We start from the raw sequence: 13523 nt of genomic DNA on the forward strand, positions 1-13523 counted from the left end.
GCTCCAGCCCCCCGCGGCCGCTCGTGCCCCCGGCACGGCGCCCCGCGCTCGTGCCGCAGACACGGCGCCCACCCCACCAGCACAGGGCTAGGCGGCGTCCGGGTGCGGTTCTGGCAAGGCGGAGGAGGAAGCCGTAGCGGCGCTACGGCGCCCGACGACAACGCCGCCAGAACCGCACCCGGGCGCCGCCTAGTCGTTGCCGAGGATGATGATGGCGGCGGTAGGGGGTAACGCGTCCTCGTGGTACCGCTCGATCTCCTCGATGGCGATCGGGTCGGCCTGCTGGAGGAACTGGGTGAGGCGGGTGACCTCCTCGGTCTCGCCGATGGAGTCGGCGGCGCGGCGGAGGGCGTAGAGGGAGAGCAGGAATCCGCGGTTGGGTCCGTGGCGCCAGGGGATGGGGCCCTGGCCGCGCCAGCCGGCTCCGCGGAGGAGGTCGAGGCCGCGGTGGTAGCCGACGCGGGCGTAGGCGTAGGAGGGGAGGGCCGCGTCGATGCCCCAGACGCTGTCGGCGAGCAGTGCCCAGGCCAGCGGGGAGCGCGGGTGGGCGGCGGCGAGGGCGGCGAATTCGACGGCTCCCGGGTTCGCGTGCTTCGCGAGGGCCGCGGTGACCGCGGGCTCGTCGGGGAGGAGGGTCGGTTCGGGGCCCAGCAGGTTCTCGCCACTCATGCCTCCCAGGCTATCCCGCTCGGGGCTGTGCGGGTCCGGGGTCCGGCCGTCCGGCGCACGACGGTCGTCCCTCCACAGGGGCGTCAGCGGAGGGAGCCGGGCGGTTCGCCGGTCGTCGCCGTCGTGCGCGGGGGTGCCGCCGATAGCATCGACCCATGGCGACGAACCGCAGTGAAGTCGAGGCCTGGCTCACGGACATGGACGGCGTGCTGGTGCACGAGAACAAGGCGCTCCCCGGCGCGCCCGAGCTGATCCAGGAGTGGACCGATTCGGGCACCCCGTTCCTGGTGCTGACGAACAACTCGATCTTCACGCCGCGGGATCTGGCGGCGCGGCTGCGCGGGTCGGGGCTGCACGTGCCGGAGGAGCGGATCTGGACGAGCGCTCTGGCGACGGCGGACTTCTGCGCGTCGCAGAAGCCGGGCGGGAGCGCGTTCGTGATCGGCGAGGCGGGGATCACCACCGCGCTGCACGAGGCGGGCTTCATCATGACGGAGACGGCGCCGGACTACGTGGTCGTGGGCGAGACCCGCAACTACAGCTTCGAGGCGATCACGAAGGCGATCCGCCTGATCGTCGCGGGTGCGCGCTTCATCGTCACCAATCCCGATGCGACGGGGCCGAGCGCCGAGGGCGTGCTTCCGGCGACGGGGGCGATCGCGGCGCTCATCACGAAGGCGACGGGCAAGGATCCGTACGTGGTCGGCAAGCCGAACCCGATGATGTTCCGCTCGGCGATGAACAAGATCGGCGCGCACAGCGAGAACACCGGGATGATCGGCGACCGGATGGACACCGACATCGTCGCGGGCATCGAGGCGGGCCTGCACACCGTGCTGGTGCTGACGGGGATCAGCGACGAGGCCGAGATCGAGCGCTATCCGTTCCGCCCGGACGAGGTGCTGAGCGGGGTGCACGAGCTCCTGTCGTCGGAGCCGTTGGAGTCGGAGTTCCCGCCGGATTCGGCGGTCTGAGTCCCGGCGGCCCGGCAGCGGGTCGGGCGCCGGTTCCTGACACCGCACCGCGGGTCGCGGGGGTCAGAAGCGGACGTGCTGCAGCACCCAGGCGTGCATCGCGACGGCTGCCGCCGCCGAGGCGTTGATCGACCGGGTCGAGCCGAACTGCGTGATCTCGAGCACGGCCTCCGAGGCGGCGATCGCCTCCTCCGAGAGGCCGGGTCCCTCCTGCCCGAACAGCAGGAGGCAGCGCTCGGGGAGCCGGTAGGTCTCGAGCGGCACGCAGCCGGGGACGTTGTCGACGGCGAGGAGGGGCACGTCCGCCTCCGCGGCCCACTGCACGAGGTCGGCCACCGTCTCGTGGTGCTGGACGTGCTGGTAGCGGTCGGTGACCATCGCGCCGCGCTTGTTCCAGCGCCGCCGGCCGACGATGTGGACGCCTTCCGCGCCGAACGCGTTGGCGCTGCGGACGATCGAGCCGATGTTCATGTCGTGCTGCCAGTTCTCGATCGCGACGTGGAACGGGTGCCGCGTGCGGTCGAGCTCCGCGACGATCGCGTCCATCCGCCAGTAGCGGAACCGGTCGACCACGTTGCGCGCGTCGCCGCGCTCCAGCAGCTCCGGGTCGAGGCGGTCGTCCTCGGGCCACTCCCCCTGCCAGGGGCCGACGCCGTTCGTGGTGAGCTCCACGGAGGCGGTGGGTCCGGTCGCGGGGGTCGCCTCGTTCTCCTGCACGACGAGCGATCCTACTGGGCGCTCCGCGGCTCGGCCGGGTGCACCGGGCCGGTGCCCGGCGGCATCCTCCGAGGCCCGAGGGACGGCGCGCGTCAGGCCGCGGGAGTGCCGGCGAGGGAGCCGGTCAGCTCGCCGCCGCCCGCCCGGTCGACGAAGCAGTAGTAGCTGCGCTCGCCCGCGTCCCACTGCTCCTGGGTGACGGGGAACGCACCGGCGACCTGCACGTCGCCGTAGGTCTCGGCCGCCGCGACGTCCACGACGCCCTGCGCCTGGCAGAGCGAGGAGACGGTGACGGCCAGAGCGTCCTGGCCGGGGAACGCCGCGTCGGTCAGCTCCGCCGTGGCGACGAGCTGGGCGGAGTGAGCCGCCGCGCAGTCCACGACGGTGAACTCCTCCGCCCAGACGGAGTCGAAGGGATCGACGCACTCGCCGCCGAGGAGCGCGCTCCAGGCCCAGGTGCCGACGGGCAGCGGTCCGACGGTCGGGAGGGTCGCGGTCGGCGTGGGCGAGGGGGTCGGCTCCGCCGTGGGCGTCTCGCTGACGACCGGGGCGGCCTGCGGCTCTGCTCGGCCGCCGGCGCTCCCGACGGCGATGCCGATCGCGAAGAGCCCGGCGAGGAGGATCACCGCACCCGCCGCGATCAGGCCGATCAGGAGCCGGCGTCGGCTGAGCGTGCGCCACGCGGGTGCTGCGGCGGGCGCCGAGTCGCGCTCGCGGCTCTCGGGTCGGGACCGGGCGGAGCGGCGCTTCCGCGGCGGAGCGGCGTTGACGTGGGCGGCCGCGGGAGCGGTGCGGAAGGGTGCGGGCTCGGCGCGGTCGGCGGGCTCGGCGGCCGGCTCGAGGTTCCACGAGTAGGCGCCGGCGGTCTCGCGCCACAGCTCCTCGTCGCCGCCGTCCTCGTCGGGCTCGTCCTGCGGAGCGACGACCTGCTCCCACACGGGCGGCTGGTCCCAGTCCCCGCGCGGGTCGGGCCACTCGTAGACGGCGGGCGGAGTCGGCTCGCGCGGAGTCGGCGGGGTGGCGCCGACCGGGCGTCCGTCGGCGGGGTAGGGGACGCCGGAGCGGCCCGCCGGGTCGACGTCGGCCGAGGATCCGGCATCGGGCTCGTCGTCCGGCCGGTGCGCGCTGCGCAGTCCGGCGGGGGCGGTCGGCAGGTCGGCGGGAGGGTCGGTGTGCGGCAGGACCGGGCGCACGGAGTCCGCCCCGCGGCGGTGCACCTCGGTGCGGCCGGCATCGGTGGAGGCGTCGGAGCCGGAGCCGTCGGCGTTGTCGTCGCGGAGGGGGGCGAAGAACGCGTCGAAGGCGTCCTCGTCGGACACGTCCGCGTCGGAGGCACTCGTCTCGCGGGCAGTCCTCCCACCGGCACCCGCCTCGCGGACACCCGTCTCGCGGGCACCCGTCTCGCGGGCACCCGTCTCGGGCGCTCCCATGGCGCGGGCTCCCGTGTCGGGGGCTCCCGTGTCGGGGGCTCCCGTGTCAGGGCCCGGAGAGCTCCGTCCCTCGGCGGAGACGCCGTCGCGGTCGGAGGAGCGCTCCGGCTCCACGACCGTTCCGCGGTCGGCGTCGGCGTACTGCTCCTCCACCCGAGCGGAGTCGTCCGCGGGTTTCGGGAGGTCGCCGCCGGCCTCCTCGGCGGCGGGCGTCGCGCTCAGCACCGGCTCCCCCGGCCACAGGCCGACCGGAGCGGCGGGGGCACGGGGCGGCGCGGCGTCGGAGTCGCTGTCGCTGTCGCCCGAGGACGGTCCGGCCGCGTCGGCGGAGGAGGCCGACTCGCTCGCAACGCTCCGCTCCTCCGCTGACGCGTGGGCCTCGTCGGCTGCGGACTCAGCAGGACCGGACGTCCGCTCCGCGCGCGACTCCTCCACGGAAGGGACGGGGCGGGGCGAGTCGAAGATGCTCTTCAGGCGGCCGCCGCTGAGCTGCTGGAGCAGCCACTCGCTGCTGCCGACGGGACGCTCCGGCTCGGGTCGCTCCGGCTCGGCACGCTCCGGCTCGGCACGCTCCGGCTCGGAGGCCTCCGATCCGGCAGGCTCCGGCTCGCGGCCCTCGGACCCGCGGCCCTCCGGCTCCGGGTGCTCGCCGCCTCCCGGGCCCCCGCCGCGTCCCCCCTCGTCGACCATCAGCTCAGGCCGAGGTCGGCCAGACCGATCGCGGCGAAGTACGGGTAGCCGGCGTCCTCGATGATCTCGCGGGCCCCGGTCGCGCGGTCGACGACGACGGCGACTCCTGCGATCTCGGCGCCGACCTTCAGCAGGGCCTCGATCGCCTTCAGCGGCGAGCCGCCGGTGGTGGACGTGTCCTCGACGACGACGACGCGCTTGCCCTCGAGGTCGGGGCCCTCGACCTGCCGGCCGCGGCCGTGGTCCTTGGGCTCCTTGCGCACGACGAACGCGTCGTAGGCGAGACCGCGGGCGGCGCCCTGATGGAGGATCGCGGCGGCGATCGGATCGGCTCCCATGGTGAGGCCGCCGACGGCGTCGACGCGCTCGATGGGCGCGATGAGGTCGAGCATGACCTGCCCGATCAGCGGCGCGACGCGGTGGTCGAGGCTCACGCGGCGCAGGTCGACGTAGTACGACGCCTTCTTGCCGCTCGTGAGGGTGAAGTCCCCGTGGAAGACGGCGTCGGAGCCGATGTACTCGATGAGCTGCTGGCGTGCGTCGGTCACGCGCCTACTCTACGGGGAGACCCCTCCCCCGCTCGGGAGCGCGCCCGCTGCGGCGTGCTCGCCCGCCTCGTCGCCTCCTCCGCGGAACTGCGTCATGTAGAGCTCGTAGTAGGCACCGCGCTGCTTCAGGAGCGCCTCGTGCGCGCCCTGCTCGACGATCCGGCCCGACTCCATCACCAGGATGGTGTCGGCGTCGCGGATCGTGGAGAGCCGGTGCGCGATGACGAACGAGGTCCGATCGGTGCGGAGCGCGTTCATCGCGTGCTGCACGAGCAGCTCCGTGCGGGTGTCGACCGAGGAGGTGGCCTCGTCGAGGATCAGCAGCGACGGGTTCGCGAGGAACGCGCGCGCGATCGTGATCAGCTGCCGCTCGCCCGCCGAGACGCTGCCGCCGTCGGCGTCCAGCACCGTGTCGTAGCCGTCGGGCAGCTGGCGCACGAAGCGGTCGACCATGGTGGCCTTCGCCGCGTCGACGATCTCCTCGTCGGTCGCGTCCAGGCGCCCGTAGCGGATGTTCTCGCGGATGGTGCCCTGGAAGAGCCACGCGTCCTGCAGCACCATGCCCACGCGCGAGCGCAGATCGCCGCGCGCGAGGCTCGTGATGTCGACGCCATCGAGCAGGATGCGCCCTCCGGTGAGCTCGTAGAAGCGCATGACCAGGTTGACCAGCGTGGTCTTGCCGGCGCCGGTCGGACCGACGATGGCGACCGTCTGCCCGGGCTGCGCCGAGAAGGTCAGGTCCTCGATCAGCGGCTGCTCCGGGTCGTACGAGAACGAGACGCCCTCGAACTCCACGTGGCCGTCGGTGCGCTGCGGGAGCGACGCGGTCGCCGTCTCCGGCTCCTGCTCCTCGGCGTCGAGCAGCTCGAACGTGCGCTCGGCCGAGGCGACGCCGGACTGCAGCATGTTCGCCATGCTCGCCAGCTGGGTCACCGGCTGCGTGAACTCGCGCGAGTACTGGATGAACGCGGTCGCGTCGCCGAGCGTCAGCTGACCTGAGGCGACCCGCAGGCCGCCGACCACGGCGATGAGCACGTAGGAGAGGTAGGAGACGAAGGTCATCGCGGGCATGATCATGCCCGAGACGAACTGGGCGCCGAACGAGGCGGTGTAGAGGCTGTCGTTGCGGCGGTCGAACTCCTCGAGCATCTCGCGGTCGCGGCCGAAGGCGCGGACGATCTCGAGCCCGGAGAAGGTCTCCTCGATGTGGCCGTTGAGCGCGCCCGTGTTCTTCCACTGGGCGGCGAAGAGCTTCTGGGAGCGGGCGCCGATCACGCCCGCGATCACGCCCGAGAGCGGGATCGAGATCAGCGCGATCAGCGCGAGCTGCCACGAGACGATGAACATCATCGCGGCGATGCCGATGATGGTGAGCACCGACTGCACCAGCTGCGAGAAGGCCTGCTGCAGCGCCGTCTGGATGTTGTCGACGTCGTTCGTGACGCGCGACATCACGTCGCCGCGCTGCCGGGTGTCGAAGAAGCGCAGCGGGAGGCGGTTGAGCTTCGCCTCGATGTCCTGACGGAGGCCGAAGACCACCCGCATCACGAGGCCGTTGAGGATGTAGCCCTGCGCCCACATGAGCACCGACGCGACGACGTACATCAGCAGCACGATGATGATCAGGCGGCCGAGGATCACGAAGTCGATGCCCGCGCCGGGCACGATGTCGGTCTTGGCCAGCATGTCGGCGAAGGTGCCGTTGCCCGAGGCGCGCTGCTGCTCGATGATCTGCTCGAGCGGGACGCCGGCGGGGAGCTGCGAGCCGATCACGCCGTTGAAGATCGTGTCCATCGCCTGCCCGAGGATCTTGGGCGCGATGACGGTGAGGACGACCGACAGCGAGACCAGGGCGACCACGAGGACCATCCGGGCGCGCTCGGGGCCGAGCAGCGAGAAGAGGCGCTTGGCCGAGGGCCAGAAGTTCTGCGCCTTGCGGGCGGGCGGCCCGTCCCCGAACATGCCGCTGTCGCCCTCGCCGGGCTCGAACTCGGGCTCGGGGGACGTCGTCTCCTCGGGGGCGGTGGTGTCGCGTGTGCGCGCCATCTCAGGACACTCCTTCGACGCTCAGCTGGGATTCGACGATCTCGCGGTAGGTCGCGTTCGTCTCGAGGAGCTCGTCGTGCGTGCCGCGGCCGACGACGCGGCCCGCGTCGAGCACGACGATCTGGTCGGCGTGGCGGATGGTCGACACCCGCTGGGCCACGATGATCACGGTCGCGTCGGTGGTGGCGTCGGCCAGCGACTCCCGCAGCCGCGCATCGGTCGCGACGTCGAGCGCCGAGAACGAGTCGTCGAACAGGTAGACCCGCGGCTTCGCGACGAGGGCCCGCGCGATGCAGAGCCGCTGGCGCTGCCCGCCGGAGACGTTGGTGCCGCCCTGCGAGACCGGCTCGTCGAGCCCGTGCTCCTTGCTCCGCACGAAGTCCTCGCCCTGGGCGATGCGCAGCGCCTCCCACAGCTCGGCGTCCGTCGCGTCGGGGCGGCCGAAGCGCAGGTTCGAGGCGATCGTCCCCGAGAAGAGGTAGGGGCGCTGGGGCACGAGCCCGATCACCTCGGCGAGCTGCGCCCGGTCGAGGGAGGAGACGGGCACGCCGTCGATCGTGACGGTGCCCTCCTGTGGGTCGAACAGGCGCGGCACGAGGCCGAGCAGGGTGGTCTTGCCGGCGCCGGTGGAGCCGACGACGGCCGTGGTGCGGCCCGGCTCCGCGACGATGTCGATGCCCGAGAGCACGGGGCGCTCGGCGCCCGGGTAGCCGAAGACGACCCCGGAGAACTCGACGCGGCCGCGCGCGGGCGTCGGGACTCCGCCCTCGGGCGTGGTGAGGCTGGTGCGGGCGTCGAGCACCTGCTGGATCCGCTCGGCGCAGACGACCGCGCGGGGGATCATCATCACCATGAAGACGCCCATCATCACGGCGGTGAGGATCTGGAGGAGGTACTGCAGGAACGCGGTGAGCGAACCCACCTGCATCTGACCTGCGTCGACCCGCTGCCCGCCGAACCACAGCACGGCCGCGGTGGCCAGGTGCAGGATCATCATGATCGCGGGGAACATCAGCACGAAGATGTTGCCGACCTTGATCGACACCTCGGTGATCGCCGCGTTGGCCTTGCGGTACCGCTCGGACTCGAACGGCTCGCGCACGAAGGCGCGCACCACGCGGATGCCCGTGATCTGCTCGCGGAGCACGCTGTTGATCCCGTCGATCCGGTCCTGCATGAGGCGGAACAGCGGCAGCAGCAGGAACACCAGGAAGCCGACCACGACGAACAGCAGCGGCACCGACACCCAGACCAGCCAGGAGAGGCCGGCGTCCTCGCGCAGGGCGAAGACGATGCCGCCGACGCACATGATCGGCGCGGACACCATGAAGTTGAGGGTCATCAGCACGAGCATCTGCACCTGCTGCACGTCGTTCGTGCCGCGGGTGATCAGGGTGGCCGTGCCGAAGCCGCCGACCTCGAGCCCGCTGAGCGAGTCGACGCGGCGGTAGACGTCGCGGCGCAGGTCGCGGCCGACGGACATGGCGGTGCGCGCGCCGAAGTAGACGGCTCCGATCGCCGCGGCGACCTGCACGACGCAGACGCCGAGCATGGTCATGCCGGTGCCCCAGATGAAGTCGGTGTCGCCGCGGCCGATGCCCTGGTCGATGATCTCGGCGTTGAGGCTCGGCAGGTAGAGCGCGGCGAGCGTCGCGACGAGCTGCAGCACGACGACGGCGGCCACCCAGCGCGCGTAGGGCTTCGCGTAGGCGGAGGCGAGGCGGAGCAGGATCATGGGTCCTCCGGAGGGGCGGAGCAGGAGCGGGAGGGGAGGGGACCGGGCTGGGGAGCGCGGAGCGCCGGGGAGCCCGTCGGGCCCGCACGGCGCGGGCGGCGGCGGCGTCCGGACGGCGCGACGAACGGCCGGTCGGGACGGCGCTAGACAACCATCGACCACCGACACCGGTTCCGCAATCCGCCGAGGGGATGACTCCCCCGGCCCGCGGCCGCCGGGACGCGCGGAGGACGCGCAGGAGACGTGTCGGCGGCGGCTCCTACACTTCCAGGATGCGCATCGCCACCTGGAACGTGAACTCCATCCGGGCCCGCACCGGCCGCGTCATCGACTGGCTCGTGCGCGAGGACGTGGACGTCCTCGCCATGCAGGAGCTCAAGTGCAAGCCCGAGCAGTTCCCGCACGAGGCCTTCGCCGACGCCGGGTACCACGTCGAGATGGTCGGGCTCAGCCAGTGGAACGGGGTCGGCATCGCCTCGCGCCTGCCGATGGAGGACGTGCAGATCGGCTTCCCGGGCATGCCCGGCTTCGCGAAGGAGGCGGCGGCCGACGGCTCCTACCCGCTCGAGGCCCGCGCGATCGGCGCCACGGTCGACGGCGTGCGCGTCTGGAGCCTCTACGTCCCGAACGGCCGCGCGGTCGACGACCCGCACTACCTCTACAAGCTCGAGTGGCTCGCGGCCCTCGAGGCGAGCACCCGCGAGTGGCTGGCCGCCGAGCCCGACCTGCCGCTCGCTCTGGTCGGCGACTGGAACGTCGCGCCGCTCGACAGCGACGTGGGCGACCCGAGCCTCGGCCCCGGATCCACGCACGTCTCGATCCCCGAGCGCGCCGCCTTCGCCGCCTTCGAGGACGCGGGCCTGCGCGACGTCGTCCGCCCGCTCGTGCCCGAGGGCTACACCTACTGGGACTACAAGCAGCTCCGCTTCCCGCGCAACGAGGGGCTGCGGATCGACTTCGTGCTCGGCTCCCCCGCGTTCGGCGAGCTCGTCACCGGCGCCTCGATCCACCGCGACGAGCGCAAGGGCGACGCCCCGAGCGACCACGTCCCGGTGGTGGTCGACCTCGACCTGGAGACGACCCTCGACGACGACCGCCCGATGATCTTCTGAGCATGGCCTCGTCGAAGAAGAAGCGCGCGCGGGCCCAGGCCGCCTCGGCCGGCGCCTCCCGCCCCGCCGCCCGACCCGCGACGGCACGCCCTGCGACCGCCCGCCCCGCGACCGCCCGCCCCGGAGCCGCGCACGACGAGTTCCGGTCCGACGCCTACCGCTCGGTGGGCGAGATCATCGCCGCCGGGAAGCCGCGCCGGCGCCGCTGGGACCTCGTGCTCTCGATCCTCGGCTGCCTCGCCCTCGGCCTGCTCACGATCGTGCTCGGCTACCTCGCCGCGATCCTCTCGGTCTTCCCCGCGCAGTGCGAGGGCCAGAACTTCGCCTGCGACTTCGACCGGATCGACTGGGGCGTCTCGATCGCGCTGATCGGGCCGCCCGCGCTGACGCTGATCGCCGTGGTCGTGACGGTCGTGCGCTACCTCGTGGGCCGACGCGCGTTCCTCGTGCCGGTCATCGGGTTCGTGCTCTGCATCGCCACCGCGTTCCTCGCCTCCTCGCTCGTGACGAGCTCGATCCCCGGTTCGGCGCTGGTCTAGCACTTACCCGGGGGGCGCGTCAGCGGTCGGAGCGGTCGGCGCTGGTCCAGCACTTACCCGGGGGGGGCGCGTCAGCGGTCGGAGCGGTCGGCGCTGGTCCAGCACCGACCCGGGGGCGCGTCAGCGGTCGGCGTGCTCGGGGCGCGATCGCGCGGTCAGCCGCAGGCGGGCTCGTCGTTCAGCGTGACCGCGGTGGGGTTGATCATCGGGGTCACCCGCACGGTCTGGTCGCCGAAGCCGGAGGCGTCGCCGGCGCTGAACTGCACGTCGAACGTCTCGGACTGGCCGGGCGAGAGCTGCACGGCGACCTTCGAGACGGGACGGCCGAGGTCGTCGAGGCTCTCGGGTCCGTAGCCGGTGCCGTCGGCCCAGGCCGCACTCGACACCGTGGTCCCGGGAGGGCCGTAGACGTAGATGTTGGTGACGAAGTCGCCCAGGGGGTACGCACCGCGCCCGCCGGCCGCGGCGACGTAGCCGGGCAGCGTCCGAGCGACCGCCTTCGAGATCGTGTTGGTCACGGTGACGGAGGTGGTGAAGACCGCGCCGGAGGCGGCGCACCGGCCCGCGCTCGACTGCGTGACCGCCGTGCTCAGGTAGTAGTCCATCTTCGAGCCGCCCGAGGCGTCCTGGAAGAACACTCCGGTGGTCGTGCCGTCGGTCGTCGTCTGCGGCAGGACCCCCGCGATCGGCGTGGGCGCGAGGAGCGCCTGCTCGTCGACGTCGGAGCTGTAGGCGAGGATGCGGCTCTCGTCGACCGCCTTCACGATCGCCGGGAGCATCTTCGTCGGCTCCATCTCCCCGCCGAGGATCTTGCCCAGGACCGTCGCGCTCGCCTCCGAGAAGAACTCGTCGGTGCGCTCGGCCACGACCGACTCCGGGTAGCGGAAGTAGACCTCGTTGAGCAGGGTCGAGACGGTGTTCTCGCTCGTGAGGACCGTGCCGTCGGTGAGGGTCACGGGCCCGGTCGAGCCGAGGAGGTAGGAGAGGGCGACGGGGTCGATCGCGAGGACGCCGTCGATCCTCTGCTCGGGGAACTTCTGCGCCCAGAACTGCGAGGCGATCGAGGCGGCCGTCGGGAAGTCGGGGCGGCTGGTCGAGACGTTGAAGGTCGTCGCCATGTTCTCGCCGATGGTGTCGAGCGCGCTCTGGTCGACGGTGACGGGCGCCAGACCGCGGAAGTCGCCGCTGCCCAGCTGACGGCCGATCGAGATCGCGCCGCCGTCGACGTCGAGCTGCATCACCGACGACGCGCCGCCGCCCAGAGCCTGCGACTCCGCCAGGTTCTGGAACATCACCAGGTAGTGGCGCGGGCCGGAGGCTCCGAGGGAGTCGGGGAGGATCGCGGTGAGCGGCTCGACCTGCTCCATCGCCGCGGTGGCGGTGGCCAGCTGCGGAGTGAAGGAGTCGAGGGCCGAGGCCACCTGCGGCACCAGCGGGCCGCGGTCGATGCCCTCGACGCGGGTCTGCGCCGCGTCGACGACCTCCTTGGCGACGGTGATCTTCTGCGACAGCTCGGTGATCGCCGCGAGGTCTACCCTGCCGTCGACGGGCTTGAGGATGTCGAGCGAGGTCGTGGAGAGCGGCGTGACGATCCGGCCGGAGACGTCGTCGGCGATCTCGGTCGCGGCGCGGACCGCGGACAGGTTCGGCCCGAGGACGGGCACCACCTCCATCACCCGCCACACCGGGTCCTCGGTCTCGTCGCGCGCCTCGCCGGTGAGGGTCGCGATCCGGCCCGCGGTCTCCTCCGCCCCGGAGGTGTCGAACGTCGTCAGCCTGTCCGTCACCTGCGACACCAGTGGGATCGCCTCGGTCAGCTTGTCGCGGACGGTCATCGCCTTGTCGTAGGTGCGCACGCCGAGGAGCACCGCGACGACGGCGCCGATCAGCAGGACCAGGAGGACGATCAGCGTGATCCAGAGGCCGCGACGGCGGCGCGGCCTCCCGCGGGCGGAGCGGTCGGCGGACGTGGTGGTGCTCATTCGAGAGAGCCTAAGCGACGGTCGGCGGAGTGCGACCGGGCCCGCGCCACCGGCCCCGTCCCAGGACGAGGGACACGCGACGCGGATGCGCGGGCCGTCCGGCGCCTCCGCCGGGACCGAGCGGGAGGCGGGGATGCTTCTCCGCTCAGCCCAGCAGGAGGGACACCCCGATGAGCACGGGCACCGCGGCGACCGTGGTCACGAGGGCCGTGTCGCGGGCGACGGCGACGCCCCGGTCGTAGCGCGAGGCGAAGGTGAAGATGTTCTGCGCGGTCGGCAGCGCGGCGGTCACCGTCACCACGAAGAGGTGCTCGGAGTCGAGGTGGAACGCGAAGCGCCCCAGCAGCAGCGCGACCGCCGGCATCACCAGCGACTTGAGGACGGACGCGACCACCACCTCGACCCGCGCCGGCCCCGCCTCCAGCGGCCGCTGCCCGCGCAGCGACATCCCGAAGGCGATCAGCACCAGCGGGATCGACGCGTTGCCGATGATCGAGAACGGCTGCAGCACGGGCGCGGGCAGCTCCACGCCGGTGAGGGCGACGACGAGGCCGAGGGCGGAGGCGATGATCATCGGATTCCGCAGCGGCTGCGTGAGGATCGCGCCGACCGAGGTCCGCCCGCTCGTCGAGACGTCGAGCAGCGTCAGGATCGTCGGCGCGAGGACGATCAGCTGCAGGAGGAGCGTCGGCGCCACCCACTGCGGATCGCCCAGCACGTAGATGGCGACCGGCAGTCCGATGTTGTTGGCGTTGACGTAGGAGGAGGCCGCGGTCCCGATCACCGTCTCCGGCAGCGGGCGGGGGAAGAGCAGCCGTGAGGCCAGCACGTAGAGCAGGGCGACGGTCAGCACCGTCAGGAGCGAGACGAGGAGGAACGAGGAGAAGAGGACGGAGACGTCGGCCCGCGACAGCACGGTGAACAGCAGCGCCGGCGTCGTGACGAAGAAGGCGATCCGCGACAGGATCAGCCGGCTCTCGGGCGGGACGATCCGGAACCGCGCGATCAGGTAGCCGACCGCGATGACGACCCCGATGATCGAGAAGCCGGTGAGCACGCCCTCCACGCCGCCGCCTCCCCG

Annotated in this window: 11 protein-coding genes; 3 read left to right on the forward strand and 8 right to left on the reverse strand. The window is 72.5% G+C overall.

Going from position 1 to position 13523, the window contains the following annotated elements:
* Nucleotides 1-189 precede the first annotated feature (189 nt).
* On the reverse strand, nucleotides 190-669 hold the full coding sequence (locus C5C10_RS13350; RefSeq protein ID WP_104234388.1) for a DUF3151 domain-containing protein: 480 nt from the start codon (nucleotides 667-669) through the stop codon (nucleotides 190-192).
* 155 nt (nucleotides 670-824) lie between these two features.
* Between C5C10_RS13350 and C5C10_RS13355 the strand changes: the two genes are divergently transcribed.
* Entirely contained in the window at nucleotides 825-1643 is an 819-nt protein-coding gene (locus tag C5C10_RS13355; RefSeq protein WP_104225721.1) for an HAD-IIA family hydrolase, read from the forward strand.
* A 63-nt stretch (nucleotides 1644-1706) separates the two neighbouring features.
* Here C5C10_RS13355 and C5C10_RS13360 read toward each other — a convergent pair whose 3' ends face one another.
* The 5 genes from C5C10_RS13360 to C5C10_RS13380 form a co-directional block, all read right to left on the reverse strand.
* Entirely contained in the window at nucleotides 1707-2360 is a 654-nt protein-coding gene (locus C5C10_RS13360) for a TrmH family RNA methyltransferase (protein WP_104282714.1), read from the reverse strand.
* Nucleotides 2361-2452: 92 nt separating this feature from the next.
* Nucleotides 2453-4480, reverse strand: coding sequence for a septum formation family protein (locus tag C5C10_RS18375; RefSeq protein ID WP_104329474.1), 2028 nt, complete (start codon nucleotides 4478-4480; stop codon nucleotides 2453-2455).
* Complete coding sequence (gene pyrE, locus C5C10_RS13370) at nucleotides 4480-5028, reverse strand: orotate phosphoribosyltransferase (protein ID WP_104222804.1); 549 nt, start codon at nucleotides 5026-5028, stop codon at nucleotides 4480-4482. Before pyrE ends, C5C10_RS18375 begins: the two co-directional genes overlap by 1 nt.
* Before the next feature lie 9 nt (nucleotides 5029-5037).
* The gene (locus tag C5C10_RS13375) at nucleotides 5038-7074 is read right to left on the reverse strand and encodes an ABC transporter ATP-binding protein (protein ID WP_104329475.1); all 2037 of its coding nucleotides are present in this window, start codon (nucleotides 7072-7074) and stop codon (nucleotides 5038-5040) included.
* A gap of 1 nt (nucleotide 7075) precedes the next feature.
* Entirely contained in the window at nucleotides 7076-8809 is a 1734-nt protein-coding gene (locus C5C10_RS13380; protein WP_104239193.1) for an ABC transporter ATP-binding protein, read from the reverse strand.
* A 272-nt stretch (nucleotides 8810-9081) separates the two neighbouring features.
* Between C5C10_RS13380 and C5C10_RS13385 the strand changes: the two genes are divergently transcribed.
* Both C5C10_RS13385 and C5C10_RS13390 read left to right on the forward strand, forming a co-directional pair.
* Nucleotides 9082-9921: an exodeoxyribonuclease III gene (locus tag C5C10_RS13385; RefSeq protein WP_104329476.1), complete on the forward strand. Its 840-nt coding sequence runs from the start codon at nucleotides 9082-9084 to the stop codon at nucleotides 9919-9921.
* A gap of 2 nt (nucleotides 9922-9923) precedes the next feature.
* On the forward strand, nucleotides 9924-10460 hold the full coding sequence (locus C5C10_RS13390) for a hypothetical protein (protein ID WP_104234383.1): 537 nt from the start codon (nucleotides 9924-9926) through the stop codon (nucleotides 10458-10460).
* Between the two features lie 155 nt (nucleotides 10461-10615).
* Here the strand turns inward: C5C10_RS13390 and C5C10_RS13395 are convergent, their stop codons facing one another.
* Together C5C10_RS13395 and C5C10_RS13400 are read right to left on the reverse strand one after the other, a co-directional pair.
* Nucleotides 10616-12442 (reverse strand): DUF4012 domain-containing protein, encoded by a 1827-nt coding sequence (locus tag C5C10_RS13395; RefSeq protein ID WP_104329477.1) that lies wholly within the window; start codon nucleotides 12440-12442, stop codon nucleotides 10616-10618.
* Between the two features lie 145 nt (nucleotides 12443-12587).
* Nucleotides 12588-13508 carry an AEC family transporter gene (locus C5C10_RS13400; RefSeq protein WP_104222809.1) on the reverse strand — a complete coding sequence of 307 codons (921 nt, stop codon included), beginning with the start codon at nucleotides 13506-13508 and terminating at the stop codon, nucleotides 12588-12590.
* Between the last annotated feature and the right edge of the window lie 15 nt (nucleotides 13509-13523).

The sequence above is a fragment of the Rathayibacter sp. AY1A3 genome, from assembly GCF_002930975.1.
Taxonomy (GTDB): Bacteria; Actinomycetota; Actinomycetes; order Actinomycetales; family Microbacteriaceae; genus Rathayibacter.